The sequence below is a fragment of the Bacillus sp. AC266 genome (assembly GCF_979253805.1).
Window position 1 is genome coordinate 1,383,901 of the sequence record NZ_CEEDEC010000001.1, and the last position, 18,302, is coordinate 1,402,202.

An 18,302-nucleotide genomic window follows, 5' to 3' on the forward strand; every position below is an offset into this window, starting at 1 on the left:
CTCTATTTTTACAATTCGTTTTTGATAAACACCTTGTAAAGTTTAAACAAATATCCCCCCTTTGTCTATATATATGAATAATATTATTATAAAATTTACAAATACAAAAAACCAAAGGAATAATCCTTTGGTTTTTTACATTTTTTTATGTTGTTTAGAAATCTTTTTCCATCTATCTCGTTCCGCTCTTGCCAGAGTAATGTTTTGTTTTCTCATAACATATGCCAATTCTCTTTGCAGCTTTTTATAGCTTAGTAAGCGCTCTACGGGTATAGTTCCGTTATCTATAGCATTTCGCACTGCACATCCTGGTTCACCTTCATGTTTACAATCTCGAAAGCGGCAAGTATTTGCAAGATCTTCAATATCGGAAAATGTAGTTTGAATTGCCGTGCTTCCTTCCCAAAGCTGAAGTTCCCTCATACCAGGCGTATCAATTACTAAACCGCCACTCGGTAATTGGAACAATTCACGGTGAGTTGTCGTATGCCTTCCTTTACTATCTTCTTCACGTATATCTCCGGTTTTTGCTACAGCTGTTCCTATTAATGCATTTAATAAAGTAGATTTCCCTGCACCTGAAGATCCAACTAAAGCAATTGTTTTTCCTGGTGAAACAAATTGTTGCAATGATTCTATTCCGACGTACACTAAGCTATCAACAACAAATATAGGAACACCGATTGCTACCGCTTCAGTTTCTGCAATTTTCTGTTCCACATCTTCACATAAACTACTCTTCGTTAAAACAATAACAGGCATTGCACCGCTCTCATAAGCCACCAGCAAATAACGTTCCATCCTTCTTACGTTGAAATCATGGTTAAGTGCATTCACTAAAAATAGATAATCTACATTTGTTGCGATAATTTGTTCTTCAGTTCTGTTACCAGCTTCTTGTCTTGAAAAAGAACTTCTTCTCGGAAAAATACGGTGAATAATTGCCTTTTTCTCATTTTCTATTTTCTTTATATATACCCAATCCCCAACTGCCGGATAATCTCCCTTCGTTAACGCTTCATGACGAAACTTCCCAGACAGTTCCGCTACATATTCACCATCATTACAAATAATCCGATATATATGCTTATGCTCAAGTAAAATACGCCCTACTTCATAGTTCTCTACAGCTTGTTCTTCAAAAAAAGAATCCCATCCGAAAGATTCTAAAATATTTTGATCCAAATTGATATCCTCCCTAGTTTGAACTTAGTGGAAGGATTGTGCGCTCACTTATAGAGTATCGCCCTTTCCGTCCACCTTTGTATTTGGTTTATTATTCATATAAGTTAATTTCGCCATAATACATCACCCCGTTCTTATTTTAATTACTCTCATTATATGGAATATTGATTTAAAAAGCTACCTTATTTAACGTAATTTTCAAATAACTTATTTTTTAGCATTTTAATTTGTCCGCGATGACTAATTTCATCTTCTAGCACATGAAACCAAAGGTAGTGCTGATTATACGCTACGCCATTAGGCCACTTTCTTTCTGACATTAGCCATGTATCATCTACTTCACTCAAATACTTTAGCGACTCTTCTCGAACACTTTGCAAAAGTTGTACATAATACTGTATTTCATGACCATGAATCGTTCTCCCAACTTCCCCTAAATACAGTGCGTCTTCCCATATTTCTAATTCTTCTTTTGTAAAGTCACGATTTTGAAATGAAATAAGCTGATGGGCTTTTTCTATAGCTGCTATATGTTTTAATAAGGCGCCAATTGAATTCCCACCACTTGGCATAATTAAATCTAATTGTTCAACTGATAGCTCGTTTATTTCCTGGAATGTTACAGCCCTCGTATGTTCCAGCATGCTTACTAATTCCCCTATATTTTTTGTATAACCATCTACACTTCTTATTCGATAATCTATATTCATATCACGCACCCCTTTCTACATTCATATTAAGGAATAACCGCTTCATATAATATGACTGAAATATATCAGATTTTTCTGTTAAAATTAAATTGAATACGGAATAAACCTAAACAAACTTTCTCAATATGCTTATATGAAATATTAAAAGGAATCAATATAAAATTATCGAATCTTATTCACTAAAAGGAGTGGATTCGATGGAAATGTATCAATGGCTAACCGCAGTTCTCGTTGGTGGCATTACTGGCTTCGTTTCCCATCTAATCAATAACCAAGGCAAGTTATTGCTTCCACGCCGTTTAAAAACTTTTTTTCATTTTGGATTTTTAACTGATATTTTTACAGGTAGCCTCGCCGCACTTCTTGGACTCGTTTTATTCGATGTCACCTTAATAAAAGAAATTATAAAAGTCTCCATTGTGACCGCTATTTCCGGTCAAACGTTTTTACTTCACCAAGCTCTTGGTGGTGAACAGGCTAAAAATACGCAAATTGGGAAAGCTGATGAGAAAATCCAAGAAATTGACAAACTATTACGACGTTAGTCTATACTTTCTCTAAAAATTATTGTTATAATAAAAAATAATTATTTTCTATTGCGTCGTTTGTCAGAAGAAAGGGTGTTTCGTATGACAAAAAAGAAAATAGAAGATTTCTTAACAAACACCGAAAAAGAGGAACTGCTAGAAAACTATAAATGTTTACGAGAAGCCCGCACAAAAAGCGAAGCTAACTATTTTGGTGAGGCAGTAGACCATCTATTAAATAAAGTAAAAAAACGAATTATTGAAGAAGCAGGAATACATGATGAAAATGCGGCAACAGTTCAATCTAAACGAAAAGCACTGTTTTAGCTAAAACAGTGCTTTTTATTACGGCATTTTTCACATTACTTTCACATCTATTTCACAAATATAAGTATTCCTATATGTTAAACTAAGTATATCCTTTTCCAAGGAACTATATGCCGATATATAAATCCCTATCTCTTTAGGGATTTTTTATTTTTTTGGATTTCTCCGATTTATTTTTAAAGGCTTTATGATGCAATTCCTGTTTCACTATCTTCACTAAGCTTTTCACTTTTTCTAAACAAAAATAAAGCTCCTATATATAGTAACGCAGTAAAACTACCTACAAGTATAAAATTGTGAGATGCTGCAAATAACATTCCTGCTATTGCCGCTCCAATCATTTGGCCAATATACATAGAAGCATTAGCAAGAGCGGCTCCTGTTCCTCTTGCTATACTAGACATATTTTGTAAGCGCCCCATCATCAATACAAACAAAATTCCTGTCACAAAAAATAAAACAAAGAATAATAACTCCACAAATATAATGTTCTTTACATGAGGAAGTAATACATATAGCACAGCTGTAAATACAATTCCACCATAGAAAGAAAGGTTATAACCAATTTTATTTACGATTCTTGGGCCAAAAATATTCCCTGTTAAATTTCCTAACCCTAATACGAGCATAGCTGTTCCTATTTCATGGACTTGTAAGCCAAATTGAATGGAAAGCCATACACCAAAAAATGAAAATGCAGCAAAATTACCAGTTTGAAAAACAAAATATGCAAAATAAGAAAGTGAAACCTTTGAATCTGTAAGTAATTGTTTATAGCGCTTTAAGATGTTTGTTTTACTTCCACCTATATGAACCGGTTGTATTTCTGGTAATACTACATAAATAAGAACGACAAGTAGTGCTGATAATATACCAATGACGAAGAATGGTGTTGTATAATGTATCGTTGCTAAATATGCTCCAATTGGCAGGCCTAAAATTTGGGAGATTGATAACCCTGCTGTTGCAATTCCAATTGCTTTTACAATTTGCTTCTTCTCTATAAGGAGCGGAATAGATGCCCATACTTGTGGAGATACAAAAGCTGCACTTACACCTGCTAAAAATCTAAATATTAGCATCCATAAAAAACTCGGTGCCATTCCACACAAAAATGTACTTAATGCAAAAAAACTCATTCCTAATACCATCACTTTTTTTCTGTTTAAGCCATCTGATATAGGACCAGCGATAAGCGCAAATCCAGCGTATCCTAAAGCATATGAACTCACCATCCATCCTGATAATTCAGTTGATACATGATACACTTGTTGTAATGTCGGCAAAAGTGGTGAAATTAAGAAAGTATCTGTACCAATCATAAACATTATCGTAAAGAATACAGCTAGCACTCTTTTCATTTAAACCTTCTCCTTTTATATAAAAAGAGGGCCCTATCCCTCTTTTCAACTAATCTTCTAAAATAGATTCAATCTCTTTCATAACTTTTTCATTCAATGAAACATCCACTGCTCTTACACTTTCTCTTATTTGCTCCGCTCGTTTCCCACCAGGAATAACAGTATCAATTCCTTTTTTATTTAATAGCCACGCTAAAGCTAAATGTGATACTTCAAGATTCATTTCTTTAGCTAAATCTTTTAACATCTCAACTTTTTTAAAGTTATTTTTATATGTATTTTCTTCAAATAGATTTACACTTTGACGCCAATCGCCTTCGTTTAATTTAAAATCTTCTGTATATTTACCGCCTAGTATCCCAAAGGCAAGAGGCCCGTACGGAATAAATGAAATACCTGATTCTATACAATATGGCAAAAGTTCTTCCCCAGCAGCACGATCCAACATATTATATGGTGATTGTACAACATCTATATGTCCGTGCTGATTCGCTTCTTTTAGTTGCTCTACATTTACGTTAGATATTCCAATTGAACGAATTTTCCCTTCTTCTTTTAGGCGAGTAAGCTCCCCAATTGAATCTATGTAACTTGTTTCAGGATTTGTAAAATGTAAATAATATAAATCAATATAATCAGTTTGTAATCTTCTTAAGCTATTTTCCACAGCATTTCTTAAATAGCTTCGTTCATTATTAATATGAACCTCTCCATTTAATAACGGCTGAATTCCACCTTTTGTAGCAAGTACAAACTCGTGGCGTTTTCCTTTTAATACTTCTCCTACCAATTCCTCTGATCTACCGAAACCGTATGAATCTGCTGTATCAAAAAATGTAATCCCTTGCTGAATTGCTTCTTCTATTAATCTTTTTCCTTCTTCCTCATTCACATCAGCATATAAATTATGTCCCCCAACAGCGTTTGTTCCTAACCCCAACTTCGAAATATTTAGTCCTGCCTTTTGCAATTTTGTATACTTCATTTTTTATCCCCCTATATTTCTATTGTTCGATTATATTCGAACAATAGAAATATACCACTTTATATGTTATAGTGCAAATATATTAACTTATACAAGCAGGTGAAAAAATGCGTACTCTCTATCATCCAAATCGAGAAGAAATTCAATTCTCTTCTGTCTTATATGCACTTAGCGATCAAATTCGTTTACAAATTGTAACTATGCTACTAGAGAAAAATGAACAATCTTGTGGTGCGTTAAACATTCCAATTGCGAAATCAACTTTATCTCACCATTTCAAAGTTTTACGTGAATCTGGTGTTATGTTTACACGACTTGAGGGAACGCAACGTTTCATTTCAATTCGTGAAGAAGATTTAAATACTAGATTCCCTGGTTTATTAGATGTTGTAATACATGCGACAGAACCATACTAAAAAACATCTCATATAAATATGAGATGTTTTTTAGTAATTACTATTCTTTTAATAAATCTATTAATCCATTCCCTTCAGATGTACGTTCATACCCTAAAGGTACAGTCCTTTTTATAAGTTGCGCATATATTTCCGGCTCTGATAATTTTCTACCATACTCTCTCTCACACTGCTTTATGAGAAGTGCTAGCGCCCCAGCGACATGCGGCGTCGCCATTGAAGTACCACTTAATACCGCATATTTCCCCTCTGGATACGTAGACAGTATTTCATCACCCGGCGCTACTAAATCAATTTCTTGATTTGAATTACTAAAGCATGAAATTTTCCGCTCTAAATTAACAGCACCTACTTCAATTACTTCAGAATAAGCACCTGGAAAATCTAATTCTTCAGTATCATCGTTACAATCTCCATCATTTCCTGCAGCGCACACGACAAGTACGTCTTGTTTTACCGCATTTTGAATAGCTTCATGTAACTCTGGTACATCTTGCGGACCACCAAGTGACATTGAAATAATTCTCACTTTCTCTTTATTCGGTCCTCTCCAATTTACAGCATAATGAATGGCCTCAATAATTTGCTCATAACTTCCAGAACCATCTCCAGCTAATACTTTTAAAACTAACATTTTAGAAAGTGGTGCGACTCCTAGTACACCCACTCCATTTTCAGTCGCTGCAATTGTCCCCGCTACATGAGTACCATGCCCATTATTATCAAGATAAATATTGGGATTTCCTTCATAATCTTTTGTGAAATTTCTCCCACCAATAATACGATCTTTTAAATCTACATGATTTACATCACAACCTGTATCTAAAACAGCAACGACAATGTCTTTTCCTTTCGCGCTCTTTTCCCATACTTGCGGAGCATGAATCAATTGTACACCTGGTGGAATTTCATTTACTTGTTCAACCACTTTATTTACAGTAAACGGAATTAATTTAATGCCTTTTTGTTTATTCGCTGTACTACTATTCATCGTAATCCCTCCTGAAAATATATTATTTTCATTTCAGACCACTATTGAATGCGTTTAGATTTAACATTCGTTTTATTCGTTCCATTTCCCTTCCTCTCAAATATTTCTCAATAAACAAAAGAAAAGGACCCATTATGGTCCTTTTCTTTTTCAGTTTTTCAAAAGAATAATATAAAGTGAAACTATAATCAGTGGGGGGTGTTCATCCCCCACTGATTATTAGCCCTCACCAATCGGGCTTTTACGGGCAGTTGATCTCCCACCCAACTTCTTTTCTTCAGCCGAGTTTTGAGGTGGGAGTTTTACTGCCCACAAATAGCTGGATAAATTAAGACTAAATCTTACTCTTGTTCAAAAACTGCTCAATTTCTTTTATTACATGTTTTGCGCCTTCTATACTAACAGTAATGTTTCCATTTGCTAATGAAATATTTTGGTCTGAAACATCACCTGTTATTTGACAAGCATTGTAAGGTTGATATTTTTGTAAAATGACTTTGTCTTCTTCTACAAAAATTTCAAGTGGTGATTTGATTTGTATTCCTAATACATCTCGTAATTCTTTAGGAATAACTATCCGTCCCAATTCATCTACTTTTCGAATAATTCCTGTTGCTTTCATGTTACTCCCCCCTTACTCTCTATTATTTTTTTCACCTCGCTATTTTCATTTTATCACTATATATTTGGTAATGCCTTACTCTTTTTAGAAAATATAGTACAAAAGTTAAAAAAACACATTTAACGAATATTCAATCTTTCTTTCAATTGTTTTAAATAACGCGATCTTATAATTAAGAAGTATACAACTTGAATACCTACGAAAATACTTAATACAATTGTATTTTCTTTAAACAGTGAGTACTCAAACATTTGTCCTAACGCAGTTAATGCTACTGCCCCGTGTAATGTTGCAACTCCAACTGGAACGAAGAATAAAAGCGCTAAGCGGATTGTGACTACTTTCGATAATTCCCCTCTCGTCAATCCAACTTTTCGAATCATTTCAAATAAACGAGTATCGTCCTCCAAATCTGAAAATAAACGGAAGTAAAGGAAGCTTCCTGCACAAACGAAAAATACAATACCAATAAAGAAACCTACAAATAAAATGGGTCCTGCGATTTGTAGACTTTGATTTTGATCGTACTCTTCTGCACTAAACGTTGAATGTTCTTCATAAGGCTTCATCTGAAGCGTAAGTTCCTTACCGACCTCAATTTCATCTTTCGCGGATTGTGTTTTATACATATAATCTTTTTCTTCTTTAAATCCATCTTGTAATGAATCATATTGATTTTTAGAGATTACATACACATTACCTCTTAGTATTTTACTTAATGAAGAAGTATTAACTTTTTTCACATTTAAACGTTCATTCATATTTGGTAAAGTAATTTCTTTTCTTTCTTTCATCGGTGGTCCGGGTATTTCGACTGACAAAAATAAAGCCTCTTTATTTGATACACTATTAAATGGTTCTCCTGTTAACTTTGCATATTCTTTATAATCTGATTCTTTTATAAAAATGGCGCTTCTTAACGACTGCTCCTCCGTTTTCTTCGATGAAATATTTATTTTTGAAGCTGCTATATTATGTTTCTTTAATCCTTCGTCAATGATTTTCAGATGCTGTGACTCATTGCTATTACCTTGCTTAGACTGATAGTGAAACGCAATTGGTCTGTCCATAATTTCTTTCGTCATCGAAGCAAACCCAACCAATGTACCTATTGCTGAAAATGCTACAGTTGAAATAATCGTTACAATAAAGAACATCCTTGCATTATCTCTCATACGGTATGCTAAATCTGACAAAGTAATAATATTTGTCTGTGTCCAATAGAAACGTTTACTTTTTTTACATAATCGAATAATAAAGACACTCAACTGCTTGTACAGCAAATACGTACCAATAATGACTACCGTTGTAACAGGAATCATCATTATAAATACCATTGCACCATGTGACATAAGAGCTCCTGCATAGCCAGCACTAAGCAATACTACTGCTAATATAGAAGAAATTATAGATGCCTTCGGTTCCGGCTTCGCCTCTGCTGATCCTCTAAACAATTTCATAATTTTATTTTTACGAACCATTCCTGCACTAAACAATGAAATGATCATAAATAATACGAAAAACATAATACTCGTTACAACAATCGCTTTCATCGGTATGTAATAGGATAAAGAGATATCTAGTTTTAATATCATCGGAGCTACAAATATTAATATCCCTGAAAACAACATACCTGAAAGAATCCCAAAAATTATTGCTCCTATTCCAATCATTATATTTTCAAAGAAGATAAGACGCTTTAATTGATATTTCGTCATACCTAGCATCATTAAAATTCCTAGTTCACGCTTTCTCGTTTTTAAAAACATTCCCATTGAATATAAAATAAAGAAGAATGTAAATAAGTAAATAATAGACTGCGCAAAAGACATACTTACGAATACGTACTGTCCTAATTCTCCAGCACTTAATGCCGGATGAAACGCAAAAAATGAATACACAAAAAAGGCCATAATTGCAAATGCACTACTCAAAAAATAAGCTGAGTATGTTCGTCTATTTCGCGTTACATTTCGAAATGCGAGTTCTCTAATGTTCATACTACTTCTCCGCCCTTCTACTAACTATACTTTTATATTAGTAAAGTTCGGAAATACCTTCCATCGATTCAAATGACAAAAACCTTACATTATTGAAAGGTTTTAAACAATTGCTTATATAAAACAGTTTCATTATAATGACTACATTCATACACGCATCCTATTGTATATTCGTTAGTTTTGCGAAATAATAAAGGATAGAAGTATGTACCAATATACATATAAACTTATTTACCGCTTTAATATGAATAGGAGGAAAACATAATGACATTACAAGAACAAATTATGAAAGCATTACATGTTCAGCCTGTAATTGATCCGAAAGTAGAAATTTGTAAACGAATTGATTTCTTAAAAGATTATTTAAAAACTACAGGTGCAAAAGGATTTGTACTTGGAATTAGCGGCGGACAAGACTCTACACTGGCAGGACGTTTAGCACAGCTTGCAGTCGAAGAAGTTCGTAATGAAGGTGGTAACGCAACGTTTATCTCCGTACGTCTTCCATACAAAGTACAAAAAGATGAAGATGATGCACAATTAGCATTACAATTTATTCAAGCTGATCAGTCTGTTGCTTTCGATATCGCTTCAACAGTTGATGCTTTCTCAAATCAATACGAAAACTTATTAGACGAATCATTAACAGATTTCAATAAAGGGAACGTTAAAGCGCGTATCCGTATGGTTACACAATACGCAATCGGCGGACAACAAGGGCTACTCGTTATCGGAACTGATCATGCTGCTGAAGCTGTAACAGGTTTCTTCACAAAATTCGGAGATGGCGGTGCAGATTTATTACCATTAACGGGATTAACGAAACGCCAAGGACGTGATTTATTACAAGAATTAGGTGCAGACGAGCGACTTTACTTAAAAATGCCAACAGCTGATTTATTAGATGAAAAACCAGGTCAAGCTGATGAAACAGAGCTAGGCATTACTTACGATCAATTAGATGACTATTTAGAAGGTAAATCCGTTCCAGCTGACGTTGCTGAAAAGATCGAGAAGCGTTACAAAGTGAGTGAACATAAAAGACAAGTACCAGCGTCAATGTTTGATGATTGGTGGAAATAGAACATAAAAAAGAAGCTAATCTCATTTAGCTTCTTTTTTATACGTTAACGATATACCCCTACTCTTTTCTCTAATAAATCCTGCAAGCAATCTTCATGTTGTTTATTAAACAATGGCGGCATTTTGTCTAAAGGGAAAAACTGCAAATCTAACGTTTCATCACCGTCTATTTTTGTATTCCCTCCAACGATTGAAAACTTAAAGAATATTACAATTGCCTGTGCCTGATCTCCATTCGGATATGCTTGAAAATATTTCGTATACACACCAATGAGCTCATCAATTTTCACATCATATCCTGTTTCTTCTTTTATTTCTCGAATCGCAGTTTCTGCCGCAGATTCCCCGATTTCCATTGCACCGCCTGGAAATCCCCAAGCATTAAAGTCTCCTCTTTTTTGCAGAAGCACTTCACCAAATTCATTAAATACACAACCTCCTGCAAAATTCAAAATAACATAATCATGCCCTATTTTTTCACGTAATTCCTTTATATAATTCGCCATCTGCTTCTCCTTTTTATCCATCTTCCATTATTCTTTTTTATCTTTTTCAAGCAATTCAATAATCCGATCTAACTTCTGATTCATATTAATCACATGTTGTTTTTTCATAGTGTTGTTTTGCAATAATCTTTTAATGAACAGAGTAAATGATACAAAAAACAAAACGATAAGTCCGATTACTAGACAAAAATATATCAATGCAAATATATTATTTTCGAACAAATTCATTCAGCTATCACATCCTCTATTTTCAATTATTTTATCGCATAATTCTAAATAGTCACTAGAATTATACTCAAACGTAAAAAGAGCACCTTTTAAAGATGCTCTTTTTCATTAATACGTAAATGTAATTGTCGCTAATGAATAACCTGTCATTGCACTATATGGCGCAACTTGATAAGATACACGCTTTGCACCTTTTGGCCAAGTTATTTCATTTAATACTTTCTTTATATCTTGCATCGTTCCATCCATGGACTGCTTATATCGTACTTCTACTTTTTCTGGCTTGGAAGCAAATTGTTGCTGTAATTTTTTCTTAAACTCATTGTAATTTTCCGCTCCGTATTGTGCAGATAAATACTTTAAATTTGTTTCTTTTAACATTTGTTCATATACAGCAGTTTTTGAACTACCGGCTTTTATTTTGCTTGTTAATTCGTTGAAGTAGCTTGTAGTTGCCGCGGGATATTCACTACGATCCCATTCATGGTCTTTGCTTAATTGTTCATCAGACATATTAAAATATGAATATGTTACGCGCCCAGCTTTATCAGGAACTGGATCATCGAATGTAGTATCAAGGTGGTACCACTTGTTATCAATGTTCACTAAATTCCATGCGTGAGCTTGTCCATTCCCTGTACCTGTTACAATATGATTTTGAATACCTGCTTCTTTTAGTAATTGATATGTTAACAATGTATATCCTTGGCAAACGGCAGAACGATTCGCTAACGCTTCATACGCTGTATATGCTTGATAAGAAGTATCATATGATACTTCTTTCACAACATAATCATGAATAGCTTTCACTTTTTCATGTTCATCCATGCCTTGTTTAATGATAGAATTTACAATTGCTTTCGCCTGAGACTTTACATACTGTGTTTGCTCTTTTGATTCACGATACTTCACTTGTAATGTAAATGTATAATTCCCTGGCATCCCTTTTATAGAATATTTAGTAGACGCTACATTATATTTTACATACTCATCAGCATCTACAATTTTATTAAACTCGCCATACAATTGGTCCATAATATTTCTAGCATTTCTATCTTTTGTTTTATATGTGATTGTAATATTTTCTTCTCTATTATCAATCTGTTTTTTTAATTCTTTTCTGAAATCATTTAACAACTTTGCATCCGATTGTGTTGTCACTGTAGTCGGATTCGTAGCCGCATAAGATACAGCTGACGCCTGTAAGCTTCCCATTACTATAGTTGAACAAAGTGCGGCAGCTGTCACATACTTACTTGTCTTTCCCATCTTGTCACTCCTTACATTCTATAACTATACAAAAAAGTATCGTATAGTTTCAGAGTATACAATACTTTTCAAAATAGGTCATATGAGATTATGCATATTTAACATTTTTAAAAGGGTTGTTCTTTTAGAAAAAGAACAACCCTTTTCTTAGCAAGTTTGCAACACACAGCATGTATTTTCAAAATGGCGATTTTTCAAGTCTTCATTTCCAATACAGAAATAAAGCATCCCTAAATCTCCCCACATCATATTACAATTTTTAGTATCTGAATCAATTTGGAATAAGAGCGTCATATGCTGTGGATCTATCCCCATATATTGTCCAGTCTCGTACAATACCTCATCTTGTACAGAGAATGGTTCTCCAAACATTTGATGATTATCATAGTTGTCTGGGATTAGCTCTTCAAGTAATTGCAAGAAACGATCTGAATCCGCCTCATCTTCAATGAAAAGCTCCGGTAATTTATACGTCAGTTCAAAAGTAATTGCACACTGGTTATATTTCGCTTGTATTTCATCTGCTCTACGTAATTGCTCTACAGGGATATCATAATAAAGTACACGTCCAGCTTCGGTTGGATCCACATCTTCTTCAAAGTAATTTTCAATACTAAAGAAATATAACATCCCTGTCTTAGGAAGATTATGATCCATACCAACGTTTTGTAAATCACTTAAATTAAATTGTGCGATAAAACGTAACGGATTCTCTTTGTATGTTGGATATTCAAATGTATTTGGCAAATCAGGAACTCCGCCCATTTTCGAACTGCCTATCGCAATTATTTCCTGTTGTTTTGGCACAACTTTTACACAAGGAAATACAGTATTAATAAGTTCCTGTTTCAAATGTGTTAGTTCATATTTATCAATTAATATTTCAATTTTCTGTTCCATAAATTCTCCTTACATTTACATACTTATTTGTATCATAGCACAAAGATTATACTTCATTCATTGTAAATTCAACAAGCCCTCCAAAAAACGGGCTTATCCCTCGTACGCGAACAAGTTTAAAAAAGCATAGTATACATTGTTCCTACAAACACGATAATTCTTTATTTCTTCCAGTACATTTTCCCCTCGTTCATTTTTATTTTTAATTTAAGGAGGAATTCCACATGGGTTACGGATATAGTTGCGGCGGTTACGGCGGTGGTTACGGTTACGGCGGTAGTTGTGGTGGCGGTTGTGGTTATGGAGGTTTCGCTTTATTAATCGTTTTATTTATCCTTCTAATCATCATCGGAGCTAGCTGTTGGGGCGGCTTTGTAGGCTGCTAGTAAACTTAAAAACTATTGTAAAAAAGCACGTACAATACGTGCTTTTTTTCCATTTTCATTTTTTAGAAAGGAAGTATGTTCAATGAAAATTGATGGTGTTTTTGAAGGAGGCGGTGTACGCGGAATTGCTCATGTAGGGGCAATTTGCGCGTTAGCCGAAAAAGGATATGAATGGGAACGTTTAGCTGGAACATCAGCCGGCGCTATTATTGCAGCTCTTCTAGCAGCAGGATATTCTTGTTCCGAATTAAAGACGATTGTAACAGACATTGATTATGAAAAATTCACTAAAAAAACTTTTCTTGATAGAATCCCCTTTATTGGTAAAGGATTAAGCGCTTGGTCTACTCTAGGTATTTATTCAAATGTATTTCTCGAAGAATGGCTAGAAGACCTGCTTAGAAAAAAAGGAATTCATTTGTTTACAGACTTACCCGATTTGAATAAACTCAAAATTATCGCTTCAGATATAAGCAATGGTAAAATGGTTATTTTTCCCGATGACTTGCCAAACTACGGATTTTTAAATTATCGCTTCTCTATCGCTAAAGCAGTAAGAATGAGTGGAACCATTCCTTTCTTCTTCGAACCAGTGAAATGGAGAACCCCAAAATGGAAACAACCTTGTTATATGGTTGACGGCGGTATTTTAAGTAATTACCCAATTTGGATTTTCGATTCACCGACTTCTCCTCGCTGGCCTACCTTTGGATTTCATTTTGTAAAAGATGAGATTCAAGCTGATCCCGCCCACTATGACGAACCTATTTCCATGTTCAAAGGATTATTTAAAACGATGATGCAAGCTCATGATTTACGTCATTTAGATAAAGAATCAAAGGCTAGAACTATTACAATTCCAACAGGAATCATTACCAGTACTAATTTTCAACTAACTAAAGAAGAGAAAGAATGGCTCTATAACTCTGGTTATAATGCAGCTAATAAGTTTTTACAATCCTGGAACTTCAGACAATATGTTGATGAATATAGAGACGGCAATCAGGATCGAAAAACAAATCGGTATTTCCGCCAACTTGACTCATAATTATATTATTTTCCCTGTCACACTTTAATAGTAAATAAGCCTAATAATATAGTACATTGTTAGGCTTATTTACTTCTTATGTACTCTCCCATTATTTAAGGATAAGTTAACCCTTCAGCTTCTTCTGCGGTAATTACTATGTAACGGTTTCCGGTTCTTAATCCTAACAGTTCTGCTTTTTCAACTGCATCCTGTTTTGTCTCTGCATAAGCAGCTAAATATTTATCCCCATCGATAATTTGGCAAATCACATATTGTTTCATGGTTTTCTCCTTTTACCCTTTAATTAATTGCGCAATCTTTTTTATTCCAACTTCAATTTCTTCTACAGTTGCATAGGAATAAGAAAGACGTAAAAATTGGTTAGCACTTCTATCATACAAAGTGCCTGGGTTTAACAACACCCTTTCTTGTAAAGCTTTTTCAAATAAACTACGATTCGAAATTGGTAGATTTATATGTAGCCAAATGTAAAAGCTTCCTACTGGCTCATGCCAAGTTGCAATGCCACTACAATACTTTTCTAACATACTTATCATAAAATCTCTACGTTTTTTCAATTCACTTCTTACAAACTGTAAATGTTCATCATACAATCCATTTTCAAACCACTCCGCTGCAATCTGCTGGGATATAGAACTTGAACCATAATCAGTTTGCATTTTTATATCTGCTAATCTTTGAATAACTGATTCTGATCCAACAACCCACCCAATTCTTAAACCAGGACTAATGACTTTGGACATACTTCCAATATGTAGCACGATACCATTTTTATCATATGCCTTTAAAGGCTTTGAAACTGGTGCATCGAACCATAAATCTTGATATACCGCGTCCTCAATAATAGGTAATCCAATTTCATTACATATCTCCATCACTTCTTCCCTCTTCTTAGTGTTCATACTAAAATTGGTCGGATTATGAAAAGATGGGATTGTATATAAAATAGATGCGTTAAATTGTTTCTTATATTTTGTGATATAGGAAGTATTTATACCATTCTCATTCATTGGTATTCCAATCAAGCGCATTCCTGCTGATTGAAATACATTAAGCGAATATAAATATGATGGTTTTTCTAGTAAAATTGACGCTCCTTTCGGAAGAAGCCCCATAGAAATAAGTTGCAGTGCTTGGATTGCTCCCGAAACAATTAAAATAGAGTCAGGAGATACATATACCCCATGCCCTTTTAAATATTCCGCAATTTTTTCTCTTAAATGGAGATTTCCTTTCGGTTCCTCATACCCAAGTGTAACATTTGATTGTAGAATTTTATTAATAATACCCTTCATCTTTTTCTCAGGCAAGAGACTCGGTGAAAGTTCACCTGTTCCTAATCGAATTACATTGGGAGTAAATTCAGCTTGATTAATCTCTTGTACAGCAGGAAGATTCGGATAATGAAGTCCTGTTTCTACATAAGACTGCCAGTTTGGAGGCGGGGCATATGTAGAAGTACTCTCACTATTATTTATAACAATTGTTCCCTTCCGGCCATTCCCCTCAACATACCCTTTTGCTACTAATTCATCGAAAGCCATTACAATTGTACTTCGATTCACTTCAAACGTATGCGCCAAATCTCTTTGTGAAGGTAATTTAGTTCCAATTGTCCATTCCCCATTAACAATTCTCTCTTTTATATAAGATTCTATTTGTTTATACAAAGGAACAGATGAAGACATATTAGGTTTCCAAACGAGCCTTTCCATTATCTCACCTCACATACTTTATGGTTGGTAACCTATCCAACCATATGGATGGATACAAATTTTCATTTCTTCTATACAATATAGACTATCATAATTAATCAAATTAAGTAGGAGGTAATCTGATGAGTGAAGCAATTATTCACGGTATCATCCTTGCATTTGGTCTTATCATTCCATTAGGTGTCCAAAATGTTTTCGTCTTTAACCAAGGCGCTAGTCAACCAAATATTTGGCGAGCTGCTCCTGTAGTCTTGACTGCATCTATATGTGATACATTATTAATATTAATTGCTGTACAAGGTGTCTCCCTTGTCCTCTTAACTTTCTCTTGGTTAACAACCACCTTGTATATGATTGGATTTTTCTTTCTTATGTATATGGGCTGGGTTATTTGGAGAAGCGATCCTTCAAATGATGTAAAACAAGAAAAAAGCATGCCTTTAAAAAATCAAATTATTTTCGCCGCATCAGTTTCATTACTAAATCCACACGCAATTTTAGACACAATTGGTGTAATCGGAACAAACTCTATACAGTACATAGGAAGTGAGAAATGGGCTTTCACTTTTGCAACAATTATAGTTTCTTGGATCTGGTTTATTAGTTTAGCTTTTGCTGGAAAATTTCTAAAAGGATTTGACTCGACAGGAAAAACGATTATAATATTAAATAAAATTTCAGGGCTAATCATATGGGGAGTCGCACTTTATATGTTAAAACAAGTTGTTTTTCCTAACTAATTAAAGAGAATTGCATGTTATGTAATTGGCATGCAATTCTCTTTCGCATTATGAAGTTGGTTCCGGTTTCTGTTTTAACATCATTTTATCTTTTGCTGGTTTAATCCAAATAATTGCTATGACAGCACCAATAGCAGCGAAGATGCTTGTTAAATAAAACACTTCATGGTCTGCCCCTTTCATAAAAAAAGAATACAGGGGTGGTCCAGCTGCTACACCGATAAATCGCATTGAACTATAAAATGACGTAACTGTCCCCCTCTGCTCTTTTTCAATCCCTTGTGTAATAAGAGCATCTAGACATGGTAACGCCATACCAATTCCTCCCCCCATAATAACGAGACAAAGAAGTAGCAAATAGATTCCTTTTAGAAATAAAGGTAAGAAGACAGATGCAGCAGCCAGTAAAAATCCAATATAGATACACTTTTTCATAATATCTTGTTGATCTCCAATTTTTTTACCAGCCATATATGAGCTAAGTGATAGTACAAGTAAAGGAATAGCGAGTACACACCCTTTCCATATACCATGAATATCGTACTTCGACTCCAGTATAGTTGACAGATAAAAAAGTATTCCGAATAAAATAAGCATAATAATTGCACCTAGTATAAAAATGGCAATTAACCATCTTCCCTTTTCTCGAAACGTAGAGATAATAGATTGAATAAATTCTTTAAGTGGTGGGACTTCTTCTTCTTGTTTCTTCGCCTTTACTAGTACCAGTAGTAAAACAATCGATATTACACATAAAACTGGAATCGCCCAAAATGGTAAGAACCATACAATAGCTGCAAGAGCTGATCCTAATATGGGACTCAATACTTTTCCAAATGTATTTGACGTCTCAATGATTCCTAAACCTGTACTAACCTGTTTTTCATCTTTGTATAAATCACCGACACATGGTATGACAACTGGCATAGCACCAGCAGCACCTATCCCTTGAATTGCTCTTCCGATAAGAATCCAAACATAAGGGTTATCAACTTTCCATGATACCCATCCCGTTATCGCTCCTCCAATAGCTGCAATTAATAAACTTGGAACCATTACCATCTTTCGTCCCCATCTATCTGATAAATAACCAGCAATCGGTATAAGTATAATTGCAATGATAGAATAAATTGTAATTATCATGGATACTTGGAAAGATGAAATATGTAATTTCTTTTCAATGGTTGGCAGGATTGGAATAAGCATTGAATTACCTAGCGTCATAACAAGTGGAACTGATGCAAGTGCAATTAAACAACAGTTTTCTTTTTTTAACATGTTGATTTCGGAACCTTTCATC

21 protein-coding genes are annotated in these 18,302 nt (G+C 34.3%); 7 read left to right on the forward strand and 14 right to left on the reverse strand.

Annotation, left to right across the window (positions count from 1 at the left end; translation table 11 throughout):
• Positions 1–135: 135 nt before the first annotated feature.
• Positions 136–1,185, reverse strand: coding sequence for a ribosome small subunit-dependent GTPase A (gene rsgA / locus AC0IXC_RS07090; protein WP_471652751.1), 1,050 nt, complete (start codon positions 1,183–1,185; stop codon positions 136–138).
• Between the two features lie 182 nt (positions 1,186–1,367).
• Complete coding sequence (locus AC0IXC_RS07095; RefSeq protein WP_002189339.1) at positions 1,368–1,895, reverse strand: DinB family protein; 528 nt, start codon at positions 1,893–1,895, stop codon at positions 1,368–1,370.
• Positions 1,896–2,092: 197 nt separating this feature from the next.
• Here AC0IXC_RS07095 and AC0IXC_RS07100 point away from each other — a divergent pair, with 197 nt between their 5' ends.
• Positions 2,093–2,440, forward strand: coding sequence for a DUF4257 domain-containing protein (locus tag AC0IXC_RS07100; RefSeq protein WP_000426320.1), 348 nt, complete (start codon positions 2,093–2,095; stop codon positions 2,438–2,440).
• Between the two features lie 84 nt (positions 2,441–2,524).
• Positions 2,525–2,749, forward strand: coding sequence for a hypothetical protein (locus AC0IXC_RS07105; RefSeq protein ID WP_002012407.1), 225 nt, complete (start codon positions 2,525–2,527; stop codon positions 2,747–2,749).
• A gap of 185 nt (positions 2,750–2,934) precedes the next feature.
• On the opposite strand, the gene AC0IXC_RS07110 is transcribed toward AC0IXC_RS07105, so the two are convergent.
• Both AC0IXC_RS07110 and AC0IXC_RS07115 read right to left on the reverse strand, forming a co-directional pair.
• Entirely contained in the window at positions 2,935–4,110 is a 1,176-nt protein-coding gene (locus AC0IXC_RS07110; protein WP_061689812.1) for an MFS transporter, read from the reverse strand.
• Between the two features lie 49 nt (positions 4,111–4,159).
• On the reverse strand, positions 4,160–5,095 hold the full coding sequence (locus tag AC0IXC_RS07115) for an aldo/keto reductase (RefSeq protein ID WP_063226473.1): 936 nt from the start codon (positions 5,093–5,095) through the stop codon (positions 4,160–4,162).
• A gap of 107 nt (positions 5,096–5,202) precedes the next feature.
• Between AC0IXC_RS07115 and AC0IXC_RS07120 the strand changes: the two genes are divergently transcribed.
• Positions 5,203–5,511 carry an ArsR/SmtB family transcription factor gene (locus AC0IXC_RS07120; RefSeq protein WP_340813822.1) on the forward strand — a complete coding sequence of 103 codons (309 nt, stop codon included), beginning with the start codon at positions 5,203–5,205 and terminating at the stop codon, positions 5,509–5,511.
• A 40-nt stretch (positions 5,512–5,551) separates the two neighbouring features.
• Here the strand turns inward: AC0IXC_RS07120 and AC0IXC_RS07125 are convergent, their stop codons facing one another.
• From AC0IXC_RS07125 to AC0IXC_RS07135, 3 genes are all read right to left on the reverse strand, one after another.
• Positions 5,552–6,502, reverse strand: a complete 951-nt coding sequence (locus AC0IXC_RS07125; RefSeq protein ID WP_002012402.1) for a serine protease — start codon at positions 6,500–6,502, stop codon at positions 5,552–5,554.
• Between the two features lie 334 nt (positions 6,503–6,836).
• A complete protein-coding gene (locus AC0IXC_RS07130; protein ID WP_002012401.1) occupies positions 6,837–7,124 on the reverse strand; it encodes an AbrB/MazE/SpoVT family DNA-binding domain-containing protein in 288 nt (95 codons plus the stop codon).
• 119 nt (positions 7,125–7,243) lie between these two features.
• Positions 7,244–9,124, reverse strand: coding sequence for an FtsX-like permease family protein (locus AC0IXC_RS07135; protein WP_471652752.1), 1,881 nt, complete (start codon positions 9,122–9,124; stop codon positions 7,244–7,246).
• 264 nt (positions 9,125–9,388) lie between these two features.
• Between AC0IXC_RS07135 and nadE the strand changes: the two genes are divergently transcribed.
• On the forward strand, positions 9,389–10,207 hold the full coding sequence (gene nadE / locus AC0IXC_RS07140) for an ammonia-dependent NAD(+) synthetase (RefSeq protein WP_471652754.1): 819 nt from the start codon (positions 9,389–9,391) through the stop codon (positions 10,205–10,207).
• 44 nt (positions 10,208–10,251) lie between these two features.
• Here nadE and AC0IXC_RS07145 read toward each other — a convergent pair whose 3' ends face one another.
• The 4 genes from AC0IXC_RS07145 to AC0IXC_RS07160 all read right to left on the reverse strand — a co-directional run bounded on the left by AC0IXC_RS07145 (position 10,252) and on the right by AC0IXC_RS07160 (position 13,110).
• Positions 10,252–10,713 carry an NUDIX hydrolase gene (locus AC0IXC_RS07145; RefSeq protein WP_002141378.1) on the reverse strand — a complete coding sequence of 154 codons (462 nt, stop codon included), beginning with the start codon at positions 10,711–10,713 and terminating at the stop codon, positions 10,252–10,254.
• 27 nt (positions 10,714–10,740) lie between these two features.
• Positions 10,741–10,941 carry a DUF4083 domain-containing protein gene (locus tag AC0IXC_RS07150; RefSeq protein ID WP_002141377.1) on the reverse strand — a complete coding sequence of 67 codons (201 nt, stop codon included), beginning with the start codon at positions 10,939–10,941 and terminating at the stop codon, positions 10,741–10,743.
• A gap of 108 nt (positions 10,942–11,049) precedes the next feature.
• Positions 11,050–12,210 (reverse strand): transglutaminase domain-containing protein, encoded by a 1,161-nt coding sequence (locus AC0IXC_RS07155; protein ID WP_471652755.1) that lies wholly within the window; start codon positions 12,208–12,210, stop codon positions 11,050–11,052.
• A gap of 147 nt (positions 12,211–12,357) precedes the next feature.
• Positions 12,358–13,110, reverse strand: a complete 753-nt coding sequence (locus AC0IXC_RS07160; RefSeq protein WP_002141373.1) for a YwqG family protein — start codon at positions 13,108–13,110, stop codon at positions 12,358–12,360.
• Positions 13,111–13,334: 224 nt separating this feature from the next.
• On the opposite strand from AC0IXC_RS07160, the gene AC0IXC_RS07165 reads away from it, so the two are divergent.
• Positions 13,335–13,496, forward strand: coding sequence for a YjcZ family sporulation protein (locus AC0IXC_RS07165; RefSeq protein WP_002012392.1), 162 nt, complete (start codon positions 13,335–13,337; stop codon positions 13,494–13,496).
• A gap of 82 nt (positions 13,497–13,578) precedes the next feature.
• On the forward strand, positions 13,579–14,544 hold the full coding sequence (locus AC0IXC_RS07170; protein WP_137076063.1) for a patatin-like phospholipase family protein: 966 nt from the start codon (positions 13,579–13,581) through the stop codon (positions 14,542–14,544).
• A 95-nt stretch (positions 14,545–14,639) separates the two neighbouring features.
• Here the strand turns inward: AC0IXC_RS07170 and AC0IXC_RS07175 are convergent, their stop codons facing one another.
• Both AC0IXC_RS07175 and AC0IXC_RS07180 read right to left on the reverse strand, forming a co-directional pair.
• A complete protein-coding gene (locus AC0IXC_RS07175) occupies positions 14,640–14,807 on the reverse strand; it encodes a DUF3933 family protein (RefSeq protein WP_002012388.1) in 168 nt (55 codons plus the stop codon).
• Positions 14,808–14,819: 12 nt separating this feature from the next.
• A complete protein-coding gene (locus AC0IXC_RS07180) occupies positions 14,820–16,262 on the reverse strand; it encodes an aminotransferase-like domain-containing protein (protein WP_471652756.1) in 1,443 nt (480 codons plus the stop codon).
• 122 nt (positions 16,263–16,384) lie between these two features.
• Here AC0IXC_RS07180 and AC0IXC_RS07185 point away from each other — a divergent pair, with 122 nt between their 5' ends.
• Positions 16,385–17,002 carry a LysE/ArgO family amino acid transporter gene (locus AC0IXC_RS07185; RefSeq protein WP_471652757.1) on the forward strand — a complete coding sequence of 206 codons (618 nt, stop codon included), beginning with the start codon at positions 16,385–16,387 and terminating at the stop codon, positions 17,000–17,002.
• Positions 17,003–17,050: 48 nt separating this feature from the next.
• Here the strand turns inward: AC0IXC_RS07185 and AC0IXC_RS07190 are convergent, their stop codons facing one another.
• A complete protein-coding gene (locus AC0IXC_RS07190; protein ID WP_471652779.1) occupies positions 17,051–18,301 on the reverse strand; it encodes an MFS transporter in 1,251 nt (416 codons plus the stop codon).
• Between the last annotated feature and the right edge of the window lies 1 nt (position 18,302).

Excerpts from the sequence above, each read along its gene's own strand:
- AC0IXC_RS07095 (WP_002189339.1), bottom strand. The coding sequence starts at position 1,895 with ATGAATATAGATTATCGAATAAGAAGTGTAGATGGTTATACAAAAAAT.
- AC0IXC_RS07100 (WP_000426320.1), top strand. The coding sequence starts at position 2,093 with ATGGAAATGTATCAATGGCTAACCGCAGTTCTCGTTGGTGGCATTACT.
- AC0IXC_RS07105 (WP_002012407.1), top strand. The coding sequence starts at position 2,525 with ATGACAAAAAAGAAAATAGAAGATTTCTTAACAAACACCGAAAAAGAG.
- AC0IXC_RS07110 (WP_061689812.1), bottom strand. The coding sequence starts at position 4,110 with ATGAAAAGAGTGCTAGCTGTATTCTTTACGATAATGTTTATGATTGGT.
- AC0IXC_RS07115 (WP_063226473.1), bottom strand. The coding sequence starts at position 5,095 with ATGAAGTATACAAAATTGCAAAAGGCAGGACTAAATATTTCGAAGTTG.
- AC0IXC_RS07120 (WP_340813822.1), top strand. The coding sequence starts at position 5,203 with ATGCGTACTCTCTATCATCCAAATCGAGAAGAAATTCAATTCTCTTCT.
- AC0IXC_RS07125 (WP_002012402.1), bottom strand. The coding sequence starts at position 6,502 with ATGAATAGTAGTACAGCGAATAAACAAAAAGGCATTAAATTAATTCCG.
- AC0IXC_RS07130 (WP_002012401.1), bottom strand. The coding sequence starts at position 7,124 with ATGAAAGCAACAGGAATTATTCGAAAAGTAGATGAATTGGGACGGATA.
- AC0IXC_RS07135 (WP_471652752.1), bottom strand. The coding sequence starts at position 9,124 with ATGAACATTAGAGAACTCGCATTTCGAAATGTAACGCGAAATAGACGA.
- nadE (WP_471652754.1), top strand. The coding sequence starts at position 9,389 with ATGACATTACAAGAACAAATTATGAAAGCATTACATGTTCAGCCTGTA.
- AC0IXC_RS07145 (WP_002141378.1), bottom strand. The coding sequence starts at position 10,713 with ATGGCGAATTATATAAAGGAATTACGTGAAAAAATAGGGCATGATTAT.
- AC0IXC_RS07150 (WP_002141377.1), bottom strand. The coding sequence starts at position 10,941 with ATGAATTTGTTCGAAAATAATATATTTGCATTGATATATTTTTGTCTA.
- AC0IXC_RS07155 (WP_471652755.1), bottom strand. The coding sequence starts at position 12,210 with ATGGGAAAGACAAGTAAGTATGTGACAGCTGCCGCACTTTGTTCAACT.
- AC0IXC_RS07160 (WP_002141373.1), bottom strand. The coding sequence starts at position 13,110 with ATGGAACAGAAAATTGAAATATTAATTGATAAATATGAACTAACACAT.
- AC0IXC_RS07165 (WP_002012392.1), top strand. The coding sequence starts at position 13,335 with ATGGGTTACGGATATAGTTGCGGCGGTTACGGCGGTGGTTACGGTTAC.
- AC0IXC_RS07170 (WP_137076063.1), top strand. The coding sequence starts at position 13,579 with ATGAAAATTGATGGTGTTTTTGAAGGAGGCGGTGTACGCGGAATTGCT.
- AC0IXC_RS07175 (WP_002012388.1), bottom strand. The coding sequence starts at position 14,807 with ATGAAACAATATGTGATTTGCCAAATTATCGATGGGGATAAATATTTA.
- AC0IXC_RS07180 (WP_471652756.1), bottom strand. The coding sequence starts at position 16,262 with ATGGAAAGGCTCGTTTGGAAACCTAATATGTCTTCATCTGTTCCTTTG.
- AC0IXC_RS07185 (WP_471652757.1), top strand. The coding sequence starts at position 16,385 with ATGAGTGAAGCAATTATTCACGGTATCATCCTTGCATTTGGTCTTATC.
- AC0IXC_RS07190 (WP_471652779.1), bottom strand. The coding sequence starts at position 18,301 with ATGAAAGGTTCCGAAATCAACATGTTAAAAAAAGAAAACTGTTGTTTA.